Annotated in this window: 14 protein-coding genes; 3 read left to right on the forward strand and 11 right to left on the reverse strand. The window is 58.6% G+C overall.

The genetic code is table 11. The annotated features are described in order from the left end of the window. Nucleotides 1-90: 90 nt before the first annotated feature. From E3W21_RS14135 to E3W21_RS14150, 4 genes are all read right to left on the reverse strand, one after another. Nucleotides 91-1,869, reverse strand: a complete 1,779-nt coding sequence (locus E3W21_RS14135) for an acyl-CoA dehydrogenase C-terminal domain-containing protein (RefSeq protein ID WP_134420482.1) — start codon at nucleotides 1,867-1,869, stop codon at nucleotides 91-93. Nucleotides 1,870-2,056: 187 nt separating this feature from the next. After that, nucleotides 2,057-3,853 carry an acyl-CoA dehydrogenase C-terminal domain-containing protein gene (locus E3W21_RS14140; protein WP_134420484.1) on the reverse strand — a complete coding sequence of 599 codons (1,797 nt, stop codon included), beginning with the start codon at nucleotides 3,851-3,853 and terminating at the stop codon, nucleotides 2,057-2,059. 90 nt (nucleotides 3,854-3,943) lie between these two features. After that, nucleotides 3,944-5,233, reverse strand: coding sequence for a GGDEF domain-containing protein (locus tag E3W21_RS14145; RefSeq protein WP_134420486.1), 1,290 nt, complete (start codon nucleotides 5,231-5,233; stop codon nucleotides 3,944-3,946). A gap of 156 nt (nucleotides 5,234-5,389) precedes the next feature. Beyond that, the gene (locus E3W21_RS14150) at nucleotides 5,390-7,456 is read right to left on the reverse strand and encodes a cytochrome-c peroxidase (RefSeq protein WP_371927103.1); all 2,067 of its coding nucleotides are present in this window, start codon (nucleotides 7,454-7,456) and stop codon (nucleotides 5,390-5,392) included. Between the two features lie 1,185 nt (nucleotides 7,457-8,641). Here E3W21_RS14150 and E3W21_RS14155 point away from each other — a divergent pair. Then, nucleotides 8,642-10,393, forward strand: a complete 1,752-nt coding sequence (locus E3W21_RS14155) for a hypothetical protein (protein WP_134420488.1) — start codon at nucleotides 8,642-8,644, stop codon at nucleotides 10,391-10,393. An 86-nt stretch (nucleotides 10,394-10,479) separates the two neighbouring features. Here the strand turns inward: E3W21_RS14155 and E3W21_RS14160 are convergent, their stop codons facing one another. The 7 genes from E3W21_RS14160 to bioB form a co-directional block, all read right to left on the reverse strand. Beyond that, on the reverse strand, nucleotides 10,480-12,285 hold the full coding sequence (locus tag E3W21_RS14160) for a phenylacyl-CoA dehydrogenase (RefSeq protein ID WP_134420490.1): 1,806 nt from the start codon (nucleotides 12,283-12,285) through the stop codon (nucleotides 10,480-10,482). A 277-nt stretch (nucleotides 12,286-12,562) separates the two neighbouring features. After that, nucleotides 12,563-12,859: a pyrroloquinoline quinone biosynthesis protein PqqE gene (locus E3W21_RS14165; RefSeq protein WP_134420492.1), complete on the reverse strand. Its 297-nt coding sequence runs from the start codon at nucleotides 12,857-12,859 to the stop codon at nucleotides 12,563-12,565. A gap of 120 nt (nucleotides 12,860-12,979) precedes the next feature. Then, entirely contained in the window at nucleotides 12,980-13,660 is a 681-nt protein-coding gene (gene bioD / locus E3W21_RS14170; RefSeq protein WP_129440601.1) for a dethiobiotin synthase, read from the reverse strand. Continuing rightward, the gene (gene bioC / locus E3W21_RS14175; protein ID WP_134420494.1) at nucleotides 13,657-14,469 is read right to left on the reverse strand and encodes a malonyl-ACP O-methyltransferase BioC; all 813 of its coding nucleotides are present in this window, start codon (nucleotides 14,467-14,469) and stop codon (nucleotides 13,657-13,659) included. Before bioC ends, bioD begins: the two co-directional genes overlap by 4 nt. After that, nucleotides 14,462-15,193, reverse strand: coding sequence for an alpha/beta fold hydrolase (locus E3W21_RS14180; RefSeq protein ID WP_134420496.1), 732 nt, complete (start codon nucleotides 15,191-15,193; stop codon nucleotides 14,462-14,464). Before E3W21_RS14180 ends, bioC begins: the two co-directional genes overlap by 8 nt. Beyond that, the gene (gene bioF / locus E3W21_RS14185; protein ID WP_134420498.1) at nucleotides 15,186-16,364 is read right to left on the reverse strand and encodes an 8-amino-7-oxononanoate synthase; all 1,179 of its coding nucleotides are present in this window, start codon (nucleotides 16,362-16,364) and stop codon (nucleotides 15,186-15,188) included. Before bioF ends, E3W21_RS14180 begins: the two co-directional genes overlap by 8 nt. Before the next feature lie 136 nt (nucleotides 16,365-16,500). Beyond that, nucleotides 16,501-17,556, reverse strand: a complete 1,056-nt coding sequence (bioB, locus tag E3W21_RS14190) for a biotin synthase BioB (protein WP_129440595.1) — start codon at nucleotides 17,554-17,556, stop codon at nucleotides 16,501-16,503. A gap of 92 nt (nucleotides 17,557-17,648) precedes the next feature. On the opposite strand from bioB, the gene E3W21_RS14195 reads away from it, so the two are divergent. Beyond that, a complete protein-coding gene (locus tag E3W21_RS14195; protein ID WP_134420500.1) occupies nucleotides 17,649-18,389 on the forward strand; it encodes a ComF family protein in 741 nt (246 codons plus the stop codon). A gap of 204 nt (nucleotides 18,390-18,593) precedes the next feature. Further along, nucleotides 18,594-19,358: a TOBE domain-containing protein gene (locus E3W21_RS14200; protein WP_134420502.1), complete on the forward strand. Its 765-nt coding sequence runs from the start codon at nucleotides 18,594-18,596 to the stop codon at nucleotides 19,356-19,358. The last annotated feature ends 43 nt before the right edge of the window (nucleotides 19,359-19,401 follow it).

Genomic DNA, 19,401 nt, shown 5'->3' on the forward strand with positions numbered 1-19,401 from the left:
ATGTGAAGTAGATTAGCTGTGGATCCAATCTTCATCTATGGGAGAAGAGCAGCACGTCATGTAAGAGAATGCTTACATGACGCTACATTGTCAGAACTGTCCTGCGTCCAGCAGGAACAACGACTCGCTTCCGGCCTTCACCGACGCGCTCAACGAGTGAATACGCGGCAGCAGACGTGCGAAATAGAAGCGCGCCGTGCCCATCTTGCTCGCGTAGAAATCGTCCTGCGCTTCTTTGCCAAAAGCGGCCTTGGCCATCAGTGCCCACATGTACGCATACGACACGTAACCGAATGCTTGCAGATACTCGACCGAGGCAGCACCGATTTCGTTCGGGTTGCTTTTCGCCCGGTCGAGCAGCCATGCGGTCAGTTCGTCGAGGGTGGTCACGGCATCGTTCAGCGGCTTGGTGAACTCGGCCAGATCAGCACTGGCAGTCGCGGTGAAATGACGGATCTCGTCAGCGAACAGATTGTAGAACGCCCCGCCGGTACCGACGATCTTGCGTCCTACCAGGTCCAGCGCCTGAATGCCGTTGGTGCCTTCGTAGATCTGGGTGATGCGCACGTCGCGGACCAATTGCTCCTGGCCCCACTCACGGATGTAACCGTGGCCACCGAAAACCTGCTGGCCGTGAATGGTGGTTTCCAACCCGAGGTCAGTGAGGAACGCCTTGGCCACTGGGGTCAGCAAGGCCACCAAGTCTTCCGCGCGCTTGCGGGTCGTGGCGTCTTCGCTGAACTTGGCGGTGTCCAGTTGCATGGCCACGTACGTCGAGAAGGCACGACCACCTTCGTTCGAGGCTTTCATGGTCAGCAACATGCGACGCACGTCCGGGTGGACGATGATCGGGTCAGCGGCCTTGTCCTTGTTTTGCGCGCCGGTCGGCGAACGGCTTTGCAGGCGGTCGCGGGCGTATTCGACGGCGTTCTGGTACGAGCGCTCGCCGCTGGCCAGGCCCTGAATACCAACACCCAGACGTTCGTAGTTCATCATGGTGAACATCGCGGCCAGGCCTTTGTTCGGCTCACCGACCAGATAACCCAAGGCCTCATCAAAGTTCATCACACAGGTCGCGGACGCCTGGATGCCCATCTTGTGTTCGATCGAACCGCAGGTCGCCGGGTTGCGTGCGCCCAGGCTGCCATCGGCGTTGACCATGAACTTGGGCACAAGGAACAACGAAATGCCCTTGGGCCCAGCCGGCGCGTCCGGCAACTTGGCCAGCACCAGATGGATGATGTTCTCGGTCAGGTCATGCTCACCGCCGGTGATGAAGATCTTGGTGCCGCTGACTTTGTAGGAACCGTCAGCCTGAGGTTCCGCCTTGGTGCGGATGATCCCAAGGTCTGTACCGGCATGCGGCTCGGTCAGGCACATGGAACCGGCCCAGACGCCGGCGTACATGTTCGGCAGGTACGCAGCTTTCAGCGCTTCGCTGGCGTGGGCGTTGATCGACAGGCAGGCGCCTGCGGTCAGCATCGGGTACAGACCGAACGACAGGCTGGCGGAGTTGACCATTTCTTCGACCTGCGCCGAAACAGCCTTGGGCATGCCCATGCCGCCGTAGGTCGGATCACCGCCGACACCGACCCAACCGCCTTCAGCATAAGTCTGATAAGCCTGTGGGAAACCTGCCGGCGTGGTGACGGCACCGTCCGCCCAATGGCAACCTTCTTCGTCAGCCGCACGGCTCAGGGGCGCGATGCTTTTGCTGGTGACCTTGCCGGCTTCTTCAAGAATGGCTTCGACCGTTTCAGCATCGACAGTCTCGGCCAGCGCAGGTAGTTCGGCCCACAGTTTGGCGACCTCGAAAACTTCGTTGAGGACGAAGCGCATATCGCGCAGGGGCGCTTTGTAGTCAGCCATGGCAAACCTCGCAAGATCTAAACTGGTGATTCGTAGGAATGGTTTTTTCGTTGGGTACGAGTGTAACCCAACAACTTTTGCGACACATAGGGTCATACAATGACCGTTTTGTAATTTTTAGTCACCGACTTGCCAGTCATAAAAAAGCCCGCAACAAGGCGGGCTCCTTTGTTACTGGTTTAAAAGATTAAAGCGCAAATAACTCCGCCGGCAGCTTCATCAGACAATCGCTCCCGGCCTCGATGGCCGCCCGATGAGCGGCGGTGCGCGGCAACAATCGCTTGAAGTAAAACTCGCTGGTCGCCAGTTTTGCCTGGCAGTAAGCGGCATCGCCACTGCCCGAATCGAGCTGCGCCTGAGCGACCAACGCCATACGCAGCCACAGATAGCCGAGGATGATGTAACCGCTGTACATCAGGTAATCCACCGAAGCCGCGCCGACTTCATCCGGATTTTTCATCGCCGCCATCCCGACCTTGGTGGTCACCTCTCCCCACTGCTGATTCAGGTCGTTGAGCTGCGCCACGTAGCTGGCGAGTTGCGGATGTCCAGCGTTTGCCGCACAGAACTTGTGAACGATTTTGGTGAACCCGCGCAGCAATTTCCCCTGACTGCCGAGGACTTTTCGTCCAAGCAAGTCCAGCGCCTGAATGCCGTTGGTGCCTTCGTAGATCGGTGCGATCCGGCAGTCGCGTACCAGCTGCTCCATGCCCCACTCGCGGATAAAACCGTGACCACCGAACACCTGCATGCCGTGGTTGGTCACTTCCAGTCCGGTATCGGTCATGAAGGCTTTGCAGATCGGCGTGAGGAACGCCAGCAGGTCTTCGGCATCCTGACGCGCTGTTTCATCCGGACTCAGATGCGCCACGTCCAGCAACTGAGCAGTGAAATAAGTCAGCGCCCGATTGCCTTCGTTGAAGGCCTTCATGGTCAGTAACATCCTGCGCACATCAGGATGAACAATGATCGGATCGGCGGCTTTTTCCGGTGCTTTCGGGCCGGTCAGCGCACGCATCTGCAGACGGTCGTTGGCGTACTTGATCGCACCCTGAAAGCTCGCCTCGCCGAGACACAAACCCTGCATGCCGGTGCCCAGCCGTGCGTGGTTCATCATGGTGAACATGCAGTTCAGGCCCTTGTTCGGCTCACCGATCAAGAAGCCCTTGGCGTCGTCGAAGTTCAGCACGCAGGTAGCCGAGGCCTTGATGCCCATTTTGTGTTCGATCGAGCCGCAGGAAACGCCATTGCGCTCGCCCGCCTCACCTTCTTCATTGGGTAGGAATTTAGGCACGATAAACAGCGAAATGCCCTTGGTGCCTGCCGGAGCGTCCGGCAGTTTGGCAAGCACCAGGTGAATGATGTTTTCACTCATGTCGTGCTCGCCGGCAGAGATGAAGATCTTGCTGCCGGAGATCGCGTAGCTGCCGTCGGGCGCAGGCACGGCGCGGGTTTTGATGATGCCCAGGTCGGTGCCGCAATGGGCTTCGGTCAGGCACATGGTGCCGGTCCATTGGCCGGCGGTGAGTTTGCTCAGGTAAGTCTGTTTCTGTTCTTCTGTGCCATGGGCGTGGATTGCCGACATCGCGCCGTGAGTCAGACCGGGATACATGCCCCAGGAGGTGTTGCTGGAGCCGACCATTTCGCTGATGACCAGCCCCAGCGAACTCGGCAAACCCTGGCCACCGTAAACCGGATCAGCCGCCAGACCGTGCCAGCCACCTTCAACGTATTGTGCGAAGGCCTGCTTGAAGCCTGTAGGCGTAGTCACCACACCATTGTCGAAATGGCAGCCTTCTTCATCACCGCTGCGGTTCAGCGGTGCGAGAACGTTCTCACAGAATTTCGCACCTTCTTCGAGGATCGCATTGACCATGTCCGGGCTGGCATCGGTGGCGCCCAGCGCGGCGTAGTTGCTGTGAAAATCGAAGACGTGGTCGATCAGAAAGCGCATGTCGCGCAAGGGTGCTTTGTACTCAGGCATGGTCATTTCTCCGGCAGCAGATTCCCCAAACCTACTGCCGCACACCCGGCCTCACAATCACAGTCCAGACGCTGAATGCGCCATCATCACTCAATCAGTAGCGGCGTCCATGCGCACCGCGCCACGACGGTTTTGACCGAAAGCCACGACACAGTTTCGACCGGCACCTTTGGCATTGTAGAGCGCCTCGTCCGCGGACTTGAGCACTTTTTCGGGGGTGCGCTGCTCCAGGCGTTCGGCGACGCCGATGCTGACGGTGACCGACACACTTGAGGCGCCCGAGCCTGCGCGACGTTGACGACCTTGCTGGTCGTCCTGAGGACGGCTGTCTTGATTGCGCAGCTGAATGTTGTAGGTGGCGATGGATTCGCGGATGACTTCCAGGTGCGGCATGCACTCTTCGAGGGTCTTGCCTGCGAACACCAGGGCGAATTCTTCACCACCGTAGCGATACGCCCTACCGCCACCACCGATTTTCGACAGCTTACTGGCGACCAGTCGCAGCACCTGGTCGCCGACATCGTGACCGTGGGTGTCATTGAATTTCTTGAAGTGATCGACGTCGCTCATCGCCAGCACGTAATTGCGCCCCAACCGTTGCATCCGCTCGTTCAAGGCGCGGCGGCCCGGCAGCCCGGTGAGTTCATCACGGAAGGCCATTTGGTAGGCCTCATGGGCGACCGCTGCGGCAATCATCAACATCACCTGACTGCACATGATGTTCAGGGTGAACGGCAGGATGAAAGTTTTCGGCAGTGCCCAGAACAACCCGAGCAAACCCACCAGTTGGGCTGCGTGCAAGGGTCTGGGGTTACGCCAGTATTGCCAGCTCAGCAGCAAGAACGAAGCGATGAACACCGGATACGACAGCTGGATCAGGCTCATCCACGCGCCATGCAGCGCCGGCCAGCGGATTTCTGACAGCCACATCAACAGTGCCTGCGGGTAACTTTGCTCCACCCCCAACGCCACACTGCCAACGGCCAGCAAGACTGCGAAGCGCGCCACCATGTCCTGAAACAGGTGAGTGCGTTCCTGCCAGGCAGCGAACACGCCGAACATCAGTGGCAGCAACAGACAACACAGATGAAAAACCACCGCCGCGTCTTCACGGACTTTGCCGTTGTCGCGGTAATAGTCGGTCTGGGTGTCGAGCAGGAAGTAGGCGATGTACACCGTGACCATCAGAAACAGCTCACGCTGACGTCGGTAAACCGCGCAGTAAGCACCGCCGAGCAACAACACCAGGGTTGGCAGTACGTTGAACAACGAGGTGAAGAAGACGTTGAGATCCTTGACGTAGGCAGCTGCAAGCCCCGCAAGCAATAGCAGTAATGACGGCAGGAAATGACTGAAACGTACAGCGGAAGAACGCGGCAAGGGTAAAGCTCCGACCCGTCATATCAATAGATGGCATTGTGCCCACCTACTGTAACGGCAGAACCGTTGACTTACTGAGTGATTTGCCAAGCTTTTTTAGAAGGTGCGTTACTGGCCACAAGCAGAGCGGCCAGTAACGCAGGTAGAGTCATCCCATCAAAGGTCGTTGTAGAACGGCTGCAATGGCCCCTCTTCAACTTTGCGACCTTCTGCACCTACGGGTTTGAGCTTTATTAGCTCATCCATCGCCTGTCGGGTGGTTATCTTCGGACTGACTGGCCGTATCGTCACGGAGTTTTCGTCACCCACCTCGCCTTGTGGAATGACCAGCGATGGATGATCGAATGGCGCCCGCTCCCAGGCGACTCGCGGATCGGTCAACCCGACCTCCATGAACTTGACCAGCGCATCCACTTCATCGGGAGTCAGGTTCAGCGCGGTCATGTCCGGATCGAGGTTCGATGTGTTGTGCTGGTTCACACTCGGATGATCGAAGCCGCTGGTGTTGTTCGCCTCCGAGCCACGCCGGTCGCCGCCCCGGTTGTAGAACTCCATGACCTGCTTGAGCGTCGCGCGGCTGCCATTGTGGAAATAAGGCCCGGTCAACGCGATATTGCGCAACGTCGGGGTTTTGAATGCACCATCAACCGCATCGTGGAAGCCCACATTGGGCTTGAGCGTCGGGTCGCAGGGGATTCCCGCACTCAGCAGCGCTTCAAAGGTGCAGACATCAACGTCCAGCGGATCCGGCACACTCTTGCCCTGCAGTTGGGTGTTGTATTCACGAGTGAACGACAGCGGGTTGCCCCACGCGTCCGATCCGCCGAGTGCCAGGTCCTCTGACGTCGGGCGCACACCGGTGTTGTAGAAGCCGTTGTCGTACAGCGCGATCAGGTTGTCAGCCATCACCATACGTTCGATCCGCTCACGGGGATGGAACAGCAACCGGCTGGCGGCGTTGGTCAGTTCCGCGCCGCCGTGACAACTGATGCACTTGCCTTTGCCAAGGAACAGATTCATCCCCTGGACTTGCTGGGCATTCATTGCCTGTTGATTACCCTGCAGGTAGGCATCCAGCGGTGCCTGGTCGGAAATCAGGGTGGCTTCGTACATCTGAATCGCCAGCCCGAAGAACAGCGGGAAGTTGGCTTCCATCTGGGTATAAGGAGCGTCGCCGAGTGAAACCTGCTTGGTGGCGTTCCAAAGTCGAGGATAAAAAGCCGCCTTGATCAATTCCCTGTAGGTGGGCCGGCGGGCACCGGAAACGGGGCCGAGCACCGAATCGGTGGATGAAATCCTCTGCTGTTTAAGCATCAGCGTATCGAGCATGCGCCGTCCAATGTCCGCGAAGGTGCGACCGCCGCAGGACATTTCAACCGGGCTGCCGGGTGGGCCCACAGCCTGCGAGGCGGCAGACGAATCGTTGAGCGCCAACCGAACCTTGGTCGCCACCCCGCTGCGGTCGCTGGTGACGAAAATCCCGGCGTCAGGGTCGCGATTACCGAACGGCGAGAAGCCGTTGAACACGTTATTGGCCCGACCGTCCCAGAAGTTGCGAACGTTAAACGCGGCGTTTATCACCGTCGGAGCATTGCGTCCCGTGCTGCGCCGCACGTTGATGCCACCCACCTGGAAGATACCGTCCGGTTGCTGAATGCACTTGTCGAAACGCGCTTGTCTGGGTTTGACGAAGTTGGCGTCGAACACCCCTTGCGAGCCAATCACATCGTCGGTCGAGTAGACAATCGGCGAATTGCGATCCAGCGGATCGGCCAGCACATGGGTCGGGAAGTCGGTTTTCTTGAGCGTGTAGTTCGGCCCGCCCTTGCCTGCGGACAGGGTCGCGTAGGAAGAGATGTCGCCTGGAATATCGGCGGCTACGAACGGCTTGTTGAAGATCGACGCAACGTTTGCATGGGTGCTAGCCTGGCCCGGGTTGATCTGGTTGGTGATCCGGTGATCGACCCCTGCGTGAAAGTGGCAAGACGCACACGCCGTCGAGCCATCGCTACCGATCTCCATGTCCCAGAAAAGCGCCTTGCCCAATAGAATCGCCGCCGAGCGATTGAGCACATAATCGGACATCAGGTCGACTTTGCGCCCGCCCTCTGTTCCCGAGGGGTCAGGCGGTGTCATCCCATGCAGCGACTGCAGGCTGGGCACATCCGGCGCGGGCGCGACAATCTCTGGCGCGGTAGCGGCAAAAGCGCTGTTGCAAGCCACACTGACTGCGATCACGCAGGCCAAGCGGGAAGTACGAAGGATGCTCAAGGGTTTTACCATGATGACATTCTCGATTCAGTACGGAGTAGCCGGGCTCCGGAATTTTCCTGTTACGAGATGAACTAACGGCCATGAATCGTGCTGCTCGCACGAGCCATTACACCAACTCGAAGTTGGGTACGACGCGGCGAAGCCGAACTGGCAAAGTACTCTCTTGGCTCAGGCTTTATCAAACGCTATTTTGTCGCGCTGTGGGGGGGCGCTTAACTCAACTCTAGCTGTAACAAAAAATTTCAACAGCCAAAATACAATATTTTTTATCGTGCTCAGACATGAGCAGTAGCAACTACACGCAATCCTCAACTTCGGTGCACTTCCCCCCACTACTGGGTGTCATTCCCCAACAAGGTCTGCACACCGCTCATAAAAAAACCACCACACGCCTGTATTTAAAGGGATTCATTATCTTTTACATAGGCAATAAAAAGGCTGGCAGAGTAATTGCTAGTTCATGGCATACAGTGGCAGCAGGTATTTTAAATTCCGCTTGATAAATCCGAATAGATAGCTTGATGACCTCTCATTAATTGCAAAAACTAAATTCGTGTGCAGCTCGCACCTGCACAAGCTTTTGCCTTTAGTTAATATCGGTGCGACAAAAATAATGGTTAACAACCTCGACGCACGCCGGCCCTCCTTCACCTCTCTAACAATTGAAGATCCGTATTGCGCATGCCGTTATTGAGGTCGTGGCACACTAGGCAACTACCCTGTCTCCAACTTTTTGCCAAACTCACAAATATGGGGATATATCCCCCCTACATTGGTGCATATAAACTCGCCAGAGTTGAGTTCGGCGCCATCAACGACAGCGAAGCCCACATTTCTGCGGGCTAGCGACTGACTGTGCCAATCCGGCACGACAACTGCTTTGGACGTTTCAGGCTCGGGAAATGTCTCTCGCGATTGTGTCCAGAACCGGCCAACACAACGCAGGTTGAAAGCATCTGAAGGGTGAGTGTCGATCCTGTACCGACCGTACAACGTCACAGCCACTTTTCCCTCCGGATCGAGCCCCAATTCGACGCTCACGCCTTTGCGTCTCTTTTGCGCGGGATTCAGCGCATCAGCAGGTATGAGAGTCGATTGGCCGGCAACTGGTCCTGCAAGATTTTGGAGAAAACCATGAGCTTATCCGTACACGCGAAAACGCTCGCCACACCGCCACTCCTCAAGCGATTCAACGGCGTCTTCGGTCGCCACGCACTGCTTGCCGGTGCCGTCGCCTGCGCACTGGCCGTTGGAGTGGCGGGTCATGCATTTGCCCAAGGCGGGACTGCCAAGCCCGTCAAGGGCGCACCCTCGCCATTCACGACACCCACCCTGCCCAATCCGGTATTCACGAACCCGGATGCGATTCATGGCTTCGACGTGACAGGCTTTATCCAGAACATGACCCTGGACCCTACTAATGCAAGCTGCCCGAACACCAGTGACCCCAGTCGCTTTGGGGGGACAGTCCAACTGAACGGCATGACGATTACAGTCCCTTGTAATACGGTTCTCCAGATGCCGGCCAATACCCTGACCTGGGCTGATTTTGTCAGGGGCGGGACACTGGCGCTCAATAAAGGACCGACTTCATATCCCTCGTTCGAGATCCACGTGGTTGGCAATACCGTCTCCAACAAGCAAATTGCCGGGCTGATCTTTGTATCCCAGCAATCCGCCAATGCTGGTAGCGGCTACATCACCCGGATCGACTACACCAACGGCAACATCGAAGTGGACAGCGGTAATGCCCTGCAACCGACGATCATTCAGATCAATGATCCAAGCGGACGCTTTGGCCGCCCCCAAAGCCCCGACCCTCGCTTCTCCGTTGATGACGCCAACCCAACTATTCACGCCGCCACCGGCTACCCGATGTGCGTGCCACGCACGGTATCCGGGGACGATGCACTCTGCCCACAGAAAAACCGGCCAAAAGTGGTGACCCCAACCACCACCAACAACTGCCGGAACTTCAGCCAGGCCGGCGTAACACCTCCGGCCAGCGGAGAGCTTTCCCCTCCGGCTCTGGGTCAGGTCTATTGCAGCCAGTTCGTCATGAAGAGATTCAGCGATGCTGCACGCACGGCAGCGGACCCCGACCCGACGCAACAGGCACCGTTCGAAGTCGGCGACTTCATCAGCTACGCTGGCACACTGTTCAAATCGACAACAGCGGGCACCCCGGACTACATCTCTGCACACACGATTGAGGCAAACATCGGGATCTACACTCAGCCGGGGTCGCAGCCCAGCTACCTGGCTATCGGGGAATTTGGCATCGGCACCGCCGACCCGGCGGCAACGGCCATCAACGGTGTAGCGCAGGAGACGCAAGACCGGATTTTCCTTGAAGCATCGACAACCGACGTCAAGACACCGGTCGACATTTATTTGATAGATGTCAATCCTTCGACGGGCGTACAAACCAATCGCTGGGTTACACCCTATGAGATGACGGGCGAATGCAACCCTGCACAGTCCCTTGCAACGAGTTGTCTTGGTGTCTCGGGTGGCATCACAACCCAGAACACTGGTCCTCAGCCACAACGTGCGAGGGTTCGCGCGACCAAGGCACCGACTGGGCTTCTCAGCCAGCCGACGCGTACGTTGCGTGTTGTTGCGCGATCACTTTGCGTTCCACAGATGACCGCTTCCCAGACCGCCGTGGACAGTTGCATTCAAAACGCCAGCAGGCTAACCGTGGCCAATGGTCTGATAGCGGGACAGTATGTGGCGCCAGTGTTTGAGTTCATCTTTCCGGAAGGCGTCAAACCCGGCGATCCAGTCGTGCCGAACGATTTCTGGCACCTGCCGTTCCTGCGTAACGGAGAAGGCGTGAGCACCCCGACTGGGGTCGGTCCTCTCGACCCAACCCCATGGTGAGTAAGGTCTGACGAGTCAGGATGGAGCAAAAAAAAACCGCCGTTCCCGAAGGAGCGGCGGTTTTTTTCGAAGGACTGCGTTAAGGCTTAGTAGCCCAGCGCGAAGTTCTCTTCTTTCATGTCCATCAGGTTGTTGGCGCCCGACAGCATGGTGACAACATGAGTGCGAGTACGCGGCAGGATGCGCTGGAAGTAGAAGCGCGCAGTCTGCAGCTTGGCGGTGTAGAACGCCTCTTCGGTGGTGCCGGCAGCCAGTTTCTCGGCAGCCAGACGCGCCATGTCAGCCCAGAAGTAAGCCAGGCAGGCGTAACCGGAGTACATCAGGTAATCCACCGACGCCGCGCCGACTTCTTCGCGATCCTTCATGGCCGCCATACCGACCTTCATGGTCAGCTCGCCCCACTCTTTGTTCAGCGCAGCCAATGGCTCGACGAACTCTTTGACCCCTTCGTTGCCTTCGTTGGTCTGGCAGAACTTGTGGACGATCTTGGTGAAGCCTTTCAGGGCTTCGCCTTGAGTCATCAGCACTTTACGGCCCAGCAGATCGAGTGCCTGGATACCGGTGGTGCCTTCGTACAGCATCGAAATACGGCTGTCGCGAACGTTCTGCTCCATGCCCCACTCGGCGATGAAGCCGTGGCCGCCATAGATTTGCACGCCGTGGTTGGCGGATTCGAAGCCGACTTCAGTCATGAAGGCTTTGGCAATTGGAGTCATGAACGCCAGCAGTGCGTCGGCCTTCTTCTTCTCTTCTTCGTCCACGCCGTACTTGACGATATCGACTTGCTTGGCAGTGAAGTAAACCATCGCACGGTTGCCTTCGGCGAAGGCCTTCATGGTCAACAGCATGCGACGTACGTCAGGGTGAACGATGATCGGGTCAGCGGCTTTTTCCGGCGCTTTCGGGCCAGTCAGGGAGCGCATTTGCAGGCGATCGCGAGCGTATTTCAGGCCGCCCTGGAAGCCGATTTCGGCGTGAGCCAGACCTTGCAGCGCAGTACCCAGACGGGCGGTGTTCATAAAGGTGAACATGCAGTTCAGGCCTTTGTTCGCCGGGCCGATCAGGAAGCCGGTGGCCGCGTCGAAGTTCATCACGCAAGTGGCGTTGCCGTGGATGCCCATCTTGTGTTCCAGGGAACCACAGGTCACAGCATTGCGTGCGCCGACCGAACCGTCTTCGTTCGGCATGAACTTGGGAACGATGAACAGCGAAATGCCTTTGGTGCCAGCCGGTGCATCCGGCAGACGTGCCAGCACGATGTGGACGATGTTGTCGGCCATGTCGTGTTCACCGGCCGAGATGAAGATCTTGGTGCCGGATACTTTGTAGGAACCGTCGGCCTGAGGTTCAGCCTTGGTGCGCAGCATGCCCAGGTCGGTGCCGCAGTGCGGTTCGGTCAGGCACATGGTGCCGGTCCATTCGCCGGAAACCAGCTTGGTCAGGTAAGCCTCTTGCTGCTCAGGCGTGCCGTGCTCGGAAATGGTGTTCATCGCGCCATGGGACAGACCTGGGTACATGCCCCACGACCAGTTGGCTTCGCCAACCATTTCGCTGACAGCCAGACCCAGAGATTCCGGCAGGCCTTGGCCGCCGTGCTCTACGTCGTGAGCCAGGCTTGGCCAGCCGCCTTCGACGAATTGTTTGTAGGCTTCTTTGAAGCCCGTCGGGGTTTTAACGCCGGACTCGCTCCAGGTGCAGCCTTCGGTGTCACCCACGCGGTTCAGCGGAGCCAGCACCTGCTCACAAAACTTGGCGCCTTCTTCGAGAATGGCGTCAACCATGTCTGGAGTTGCGTCTGCACAAGCCGGAAGGCTCTGATAGTGCGCTTCGTAGCCGAGCAGTTCGTCACGAACGAAGCGAATATCACGCAAGGGGGCCTTGTAGTCAGGCATAGCGATAAACCTCTGCTGATGTAACCGGGAATGAACGACCGCGTTGATTTGTTGTGGCGGTCAAACAGTTGTTTGAAACATACGTTTACGCCTAAATCTTGTCAAGCGCCGATCTTTTGCCGTTCGTCATCACGCGACGCAAATACCAGATCCACAGCAGCCCAACACCGTCGCCTGAGCAATGCGCGGTGGAGGAAAGATTAGTTGAGGGAGAAGGATTCACGCAGAAAAACGCCGCGAATAGTCGCGGCGTTGAGGGAGCGGGTTCAGCGAGGGTTCAAGCGTAGGTATCAATCAGCGTACCGAGCACTTCGTCGGATGCCTTGGCGACTTTGACACCCAGTTCAACCTGAAATTTACCCTGGGACATCTCGACCATATTGCTGGCCTGGTCCGACTGCTGACTGCGATCTACCGAGCGCAGACGATCAACCTGCGCCTCGGAAGACTGGCTGGTCACCGAACGCTCGATCGTCGTGTTGGCGATCTGGCCAGAGGCCTGATCGACACGGTTCTGCCCTGTCTGAATAGTGCTCAGACCGGCATAAAAAGCGGTGTTTCCTGAGATTTCCATGGGAGAACTCGTCCTACAAAGGATCAACAGCGGCCATTGAAGCAGACCCACCGTCAAAAGGCCCGACAAAAACACTAATGGCACAGTGCCTTGTCATAGTTAAAACCCCTGCCAGAAAACTCAGTCCAGTAGATCCAGTTGCAGATGCTCCGCCACCGCTTCAGCCGTCACCAATTTGAGTTTCGGCACACGCCCCAGACACGGTGCCGGGATCCGCTCAGCGAGTGTCGCAAGGTTTTCTTCCAGACGCGAAGTCTTCGGATCGATGATATTGGCCACCCACCCCGCCAACAGCAAACCGTCCTGAGCAATCGCCTCGGCCGTCAGCAGCGCATGGTTGATGCAACCCAGGCGCACGCCCACCACCAGGATCACCGGCAGATCCAGCGCCATCGCCAGGTCCGACAAATTGTCCTGACCTGCCAAAGGCACCCGCCAGCCGCCAGCACCTTCGATTAAGGTGAAATCCGCCTGCATCTCGAGAATTTCCCGCATGGGCGTCAACAGTGATTGCACCGTTAATGCCACGCCGGCCTCCCGCGCTGCCAGATGCGGTGCGATCGGTGGTTCGAACGCCACAGGGTTGACCTGTGCATAAGTCAAAGGCACTGAGCACTCCGCCAGCAACGCCAACGCATCGGCATTGCGCAAGCCCTTGGGCGTCACATCGCATCCGGAGGCGACCGGCTTGCCCGCCGCCGTGCTTAAACCGGCCGACCGCGCGGCATACAGTAAACCTGCGGCAATGGTGGTCTTGCCGACATCAGTGTCAGTGCCGGTGATGAAATAGGCTGCGCTCATAAGGGTTTCTCCAAAACGGCGTAGACCACTTGATAAGTCGCCGGCAATCCTTCGGCCTGACGAAACTGCTCATAAGCCTCGATCAATCCGAGGATCCGCGCCCTGCCGGTCAAACCACCCGGCCGACCGGGGTTCAGGTTGTGTGCACCCAGCGCCTTCAGCTCATGGGTCAGGCTGCGCACATCCGGGTAATGCAACACGTGCGGTCGGGCTTCCAGACTCACGACGCTCAACCCACCGTCCGCGCAAAGCTGTTGATAAACCCCGAACTCGCGGAAGCGATTGACGTGCACCATGCCATCCACCTGTCGCCAGCTGTCACGCAGCTCTAACAGTGTGCCCACGCACAGACTAGCAAACGCGAAAATTCCGCCAGGTTTTAATACGCGATTGGCTTCACTGAGCACCGAAGCGAAGTCCGCGCACCACTGCACCGCCAGGCTGGAGAAGATCAGATCGCAGGTCGAATCCTGCAAGGGCAACCGCTCGGCATCGCCAGCGATGAAATGCGTTGCACCACCCAACGGCCGGGCGTGATTGAGCATGCCTTCGGCGATGTCCAGTGCCAGTCCGTGACTTGCAGGAAATCGCTCGCCCAATGCACGGCTGAAATGCCCGGTGCCGCAGCCCAGATCCAGCCACACACCCGGAACGAAGTCCTCCGGCAAACGACTCGACAATTCACTGCCAACATCGCGCTGAAATTCGGCCACGCTGTCGTAGCTGGCCGCCGCACGGGAAAAAGATGCCGCCACCTGGCGTTTGTCGGGCAAACCGCCGGGCAGGTTGGGAAGGGATAAATCAGTCATCACCGGACTCATGCAAAAAGGCCTGAATTGCCCCCGCCACACCGTGGGGATCTTCCAGAAGAAACGCGTGACTGGCCTGCTCGATCAGACCAATTTCAACATCCGGCAACAATGTCAGCAGGTCGCCCGACGCTTCGGCTGGAACCAGTCCATCGAGGCCGGCGAACAAGTGCAGTTGCGGGCCGCGAAACGCCTGCAAAGCCTGGCGGGTATCCAGTTGTGCGAGCAACTCCAGGCCGCTCATCAGCACCTCTGCCGAAGTGTGTGGCGCGCCACCGAGCAACAGCCGAGACAACCCGCGCGGGTCTTCGGCACCCTGAGCGCAGAGCAGCGAGAAACGTTTCAACGTCATGCGCGGATCAGCCTTGCAGCCGGCCAGAAACGCATCGAAGGTTTCGGCAGGCATCGCGCTTGGCCATTGCTCATGGGCGACAAAAGAAGGATTGCTCGCCAGCGTCAGCAAGCCGCAGCAGCGATCGCCGCGCCGGGCCGCCAACTCTGAAGCGAGCATGCCGCCGAGCGACCAGCCGCCGAGCCAGGCGTCCTGAGGCAACGTCGAGTCCAGCTCATCAAGCCACTCTTCAAGATCGCTCGATTCCAGTTCCGGCAACGGCTCGATCTCGACCCGCAAGTGTTCATCCAGTCCTTGTAACGCCGCCGCCAAGGGCTCCAGGGGAGAAATACCGAGGCCCCAGCCGGGCAGCAGAATCAGACGATCACGCATGGCTTGGCTCCGGTCCCAGTTGTTGAAAACAATCGGCCAGTCCATTTAACAATAGCTGTACCTGCGCCTCGCTGTGCGCGGCAGTCAGGGTCACACGCAGTCGGGCGCTGCCGGCGGGCACGGTCGGTGGACGGATCGCAGTGACCATCAGACCGCGCTCACGCAGCATCTGCGACAGTCGAACCGCGCGCCCGGCATCGCCGATCATGATCGGCTGGATCGGCGTGAAGCTGTCCATCAACTCCAGGCCGATCTGTTCGGCACCGTGGCGGAATTGGGCAATGAGCGTCTTCAGATGCTCACGACGCCAGTGTTCAGTGCGCAGCAATTCGAGGCTTTTCAGCGTCGCGCAGGCCAGCGCCGGCGGCTGGCTGGTGGTGTAAATGTAGGGACGGGCGAACTGGATCAGGCTCTCGATCAGCTCCTCGCTGCCGGCGACAAAAGCCCCGGCCGTACCGAATGCCTTGCCGAGAGTGCCGACCAAAACCGGCACATCTTCCTGACTCAGACCGAAATGCTCGACGATCCCGCCGCCATTGGCGCCCAGCGGGCCAAAGCCGTGAGCGTCATCGACCATCAACCATGCACCTTTGGCCTTGGCTTCCCGAGCCAACGCTGGCAGGTCGGCGATATCGCCGTCCATGCTGAACACACCGTCGGTGACCACCAGGGTATTGCCGGTCGCCTTCTCAAGACGCTTGGCCAGACTCGCCGCGTCGTTGTGCAGATAGCGATTGAAGCGCGCTCCGGACAACAGACCCGCATCCAGCAGGGACGCGTGATTGAGCCGGTCTTCCAGCACCGTATCGCCCTGCCCGACCAGCGCAGTGACCGCGCCAAGGTTGGCCATGTAACCGGTGGTGAACAACAGCGCGCGCGGGCGACCGGTGAAATCGGCCAGGGCCTCTTCCAGCGCATGATGCGGGCTGCTGTGCCCAATGACCAAATGCGACGCCCCGCCGCCGACGCCCCAACGGGTCGCACCGGCGCGCCAGGCTTCGATCACTTTCGGGTGATTGGCCAGGCCCAGGTAGTCGTTGTTACAGAACGCCAGCAACGGCTGACCATCGACCACCACTTCCGGGCCTTGGGGGCTTTCGAGCAATGGGCGTTGGCGGTAGAGATTTTCGGCACGACGGGCAGCAAGGCGTGCGGCGAGATCGAAAGACATGCAGGCCTCGCGAGTGGGAAATTGGCACGAGCCTCTGTAGGAGCTGCCGCAGGCTGCGATCTTTTGATTTTGCCCTTAAAAACAAGATCAAAAGATCGCAGCCTGCGGCAGCTCCTACAGGGAATCGATAGGGCGATTAAACAGCAGCGTTATAGAACTGCTCGCTGCTCTTCTGCTCAACCAGCGCTTGTTCGATCGCTGCCTGGTGGACTTCGTCCGCGTGCTCTTCACGCGCTTCCGGCAGGATGCCTAAGCGCCCGAACAGTTGCATGTCCTTGTCGGCCTGCGGGTTGGCGGTGGTCAGCAGCTTATCGCCGTAGAAAATCGAGTTGGCGCCGGCGAAGAACGCCAGGGCCTGCATCTGCTCGTTCATCGCTTCGCGGCCGGCGGACAGGCGCACGTGGGATTGCGGCATCAGGATACGTGCGACAGCCAGCATGCGGATGAAGTCGAACGGGTCGATATCGTCGGCATTTTCCAGCGGCGTTCCGGCGACTTTCACCAGCATGTTGATCGGCACCGACTCCGGGTGCTCCGGCAGGTTAGCCAGCTGGATCAGCAGATTGGCGCGATCATCAAGCGACTCGCCCATGCCGAGAATGCCGCCGGAGCAGATCTTCATCCCGGACTCACGCACGTAGGCCAGCGTTTGCAGGCGCTCGCTGTAAGTGCGGGTGGTGATGATGCTGCCGTAGAACTCAGGCGAGGTATCCAGGTTGTGGTTGTAGTAGTCGAGGCCGGCGTCAGCCAGAGCGACGGTCTGGTCCTGATCAAGGCGACCGAGGGTCATGCAGGTTTCCAGGCCCATGGCTTTCACGCCTTTGACCATTTCCAGCACGTAAGGCATGTCTTTGGCCGACGGATGTTTCCACGCCGCGCCCATGCAGAAACGGGTCGAACCGATGGCCTTGGCGCGAGCGGCCTCTTCGAGGACCTTCTGCACTTCCATCAGCTTTTCTTTTTCCAGGCCGGTGTTGTAGTGACCGGACTGCGGACAATATTTGCAATCTTCCGGGCAGGCACCGGTTTTGATCGACAGCAGCGTCGACACCTGGACCCGATTGGCGTCGAAATGCGCGCGGTGCACCGTCTGCGCCTGGAACAACAGGTCATTGAATGGCTGAACGAAGAGTGCTTTGACTTCGGCCAAAGACCAGTCATGACGCAGGGTTGCAGTGGTGCTGGCGCTCATGGGCGTTTCCTTTGTTTTATGCTTGGCAAGCGACTGGGGAATGGAATACCCACAGACGCGACACGGATGTTCGGCATATTTAAGGAAGACTCATGCGCTGTCAACCACGATACGAAGGACCGGTTTACATCTGGTTAACAAACGACCAATTCTGTTTGCTCTGTTCAGAACCCGCCGATGAATGCACACCCATCTGCATGGCCTGTGAAACAGAGTTGCCCTGGCTTGGCGATCAATGCCAAACCTGCGCCCTGCCGTTGCCCACCGCTGGCCTGACCTGCGGCCAATGCCTGAAACAACCGCCAGCCTTTGAACGGGTCGCTACGCCCTGGACTTACAGCTTTCCGGTGGACACGTTGATCACACGCTTCAAACACTCTGCGAAGTGGCCGTTTGGTCGCCTGCTCGCCGAACTTCTCGCTCAGTTTCTGCAACATCGCTTCGATGAAGACCTGAATCGACCCGACGCGCTAATCCCGGTTCCGCTGGCCTCCAAACGACTGCGTAAACGGGGTTTCAACCAGGCCGCGATGCTCGCCCGCTGGCTCAGCACCAGCCTCGACATTCCGTGCGATGAAACGCTGTTGCTGAGGATTCAGGACACCAGCGCCCAACAGAACCTGAATGCCGAGGCCCGCAAAAAGAACCTGCGCAACGCCTTCGCCCTGACGCCCGATGCGTGCATCAAGGGTCGTCATTTAGCATTGGTGGACGATGTGTTGACCACCGGCGCCACGGCGCAAGCCTTGGCTCGTCTGTTGATGGACGCCGGCGCCGCGCGGGTGGACGTCTATTGTCTGGCTCGCACACCCAAGCCCGGCGATGCGGTTTAACCCCAGGGAACAAAACCTGTGGGAGCGGGCTTGCTCCGGGCGGCGTTCCGACGAAGACGGACTGACATTCAACAGAGATGTCGACTGAACTGGCACCTTCGCGAGCAAGCCCGCTCCCACACTGGACAGTGTTACACCTGACTTGACTCCCGAGCCCCAAGCCGCCAACGTCTTTCCCATCGCCACAGCCCAAAGCGTCTTGCCATGTCCTTGCCTACGTTGTTGTCCCAGCACATTGTCCGTCGTCCGCAGCGCATCGCGTTGCTGCAACACATCGCCGAACAAGGCTCGATTACCCGCGCCGCGAAAAGCGCGGGGCTGAGTTACAAAGCGGCCTGGGACGCCATCGACGAGCTGAACAACCTTGCGCAAAAACCGTTGGTGGAGCGCAGTGTCGGCGGCAAGGGCGGCGGTGGCGCCAAACTCTCCAGCGAAGGCGAGCGTGTATTGCGCCTGTATCAAAAGCTGCAAGCCTTGCAGGCTCAGGTGCTGGAAGCCGCCGAAGATGCCAGCGATCTCGACCTGCTCGGCCGACTGATGCTCAGAACCAGCGCGCGCAATCAACTGCATGGCAAGGTTGTGGCGATTGATACCCAAGGGCACAACGACCGAATTCGTCTCGAGCTGGCCGAAGGCTTGAGCATCGATGCGCAGATCACTCACGACAGCACCCTGCGTCTGGACCTCGAAACCGGCACCGAAGTGGTCGCACTGATCAAGGCCGGTTGGCTGGAGTTGCTGGGCATCGATCAAGTGGCAACACCCGGCAATAATTGCCTGAAGGGCATCATCGAAGAAATTCTCGACGCCGAGGACGGCCCCAGTGAAGTTCGAATCGGCCTGCCCAACGGCCAGACACTCTGCGCGCTGGCCGAACCGCTGCACTTGAGAACCCTCGGTTTGACGACGGACAAACCGGTGCTGGTGCAGTTCGCGCCATCCAACGTTTTACTCGGTACACCGCTTTGAAACACAAGTGTCATTAACGCTCATTAAGGTGACTGCAAAAACC

Origin of the sequence: Pseudomonas sp. F01002 (assembly GCF_004402115.1) — a bacterium.
GTDB classification, from domain to species: Bacteria; Pseudomonadota; Gammaproteobacteria; order Pseudomonadales; family Pseudomonadaceae; genus Aquipseudomonas; species Aquipseudomonas frigoris.